Below are 677 nucleotides of genomic sequence, written 5' to 3' on the forward strand. Positions count from 1 at the left end.
TTGGTGCCAGTGAAGGACAGACCGCTGAAATCACTATCGGCAAGATGGATTCTGAAACAATCGGTGTTGGGGATACTTTGACTCTTGGAACACCCGAAGATGATACAGATCCTGGAAATATAATTGCAGCTGTTCCAGGTAAAGGCGTTGATCTAAGCGACGCAACTAAGGCTAGTCAATCAATTGCTAATATTAAAGCAGCTATTGACACTGTTTCTAGTCAACGTGCTGACTTGGGTGCTGTTCAAAATGGTTTGAACCATACGATCAACAATCTGGGAACAACAACAGAAAATCTTTCTGAAGCTAACTCACGGATCGAAGATGTCGATATGGCGGAAGAAATGATGAACTTTACGAAGTCCAACATTCTTTCACAAGCTGCAACATCAATGTTGGCACAGGCTAACGCAATGCCAAACAGTGTCTTGTCATTACTTCAAGGCTAATAAAATATTGTTGGCACAGGCCGATCGTCGTTTATTCGGCGGTCGGCTATTTTAATAACAATAGGTCGTGAGCTTTGCGACCTGGTATTAAAGTTGGATAGGCACAGACTTTTGGTTTACGTAGCCCGACTAAGAAAATAAGGTGGAGAAATGCGGGCAGAAGCCGAGCATTAACGGACTTTAACAATAAGTCGTGTCTTTAGCGACTTGTTGTTGAAGTTAGTTAAG

Annotated in this window: 1 protein-coding gene; it reads left to right on the plus strand. The window is 42.5% G+C overall.

The window, feature by feature from the left end; translation table 11 throughout:
• Positions 1-449, plus strand: a 449-nt coding sequence (locus tag FC65_RS12655) for a flagellin (protein ID WP_268872491.1), incomplete at its 5' end; no start/stop codon positions are given.
• Positions 450-677: the final 228 nt, after the last annotated feature.

This window comes from Ligilactobacillus acidipiscis DSM 15836, assembly GCF_001435755.1.
GTDB lineage: Bacteria > Bacillota > Bacilli > Lactobacillales > Lactobacillaceae > Ligilactobacillus > Ligilactobacillus acidipiscis.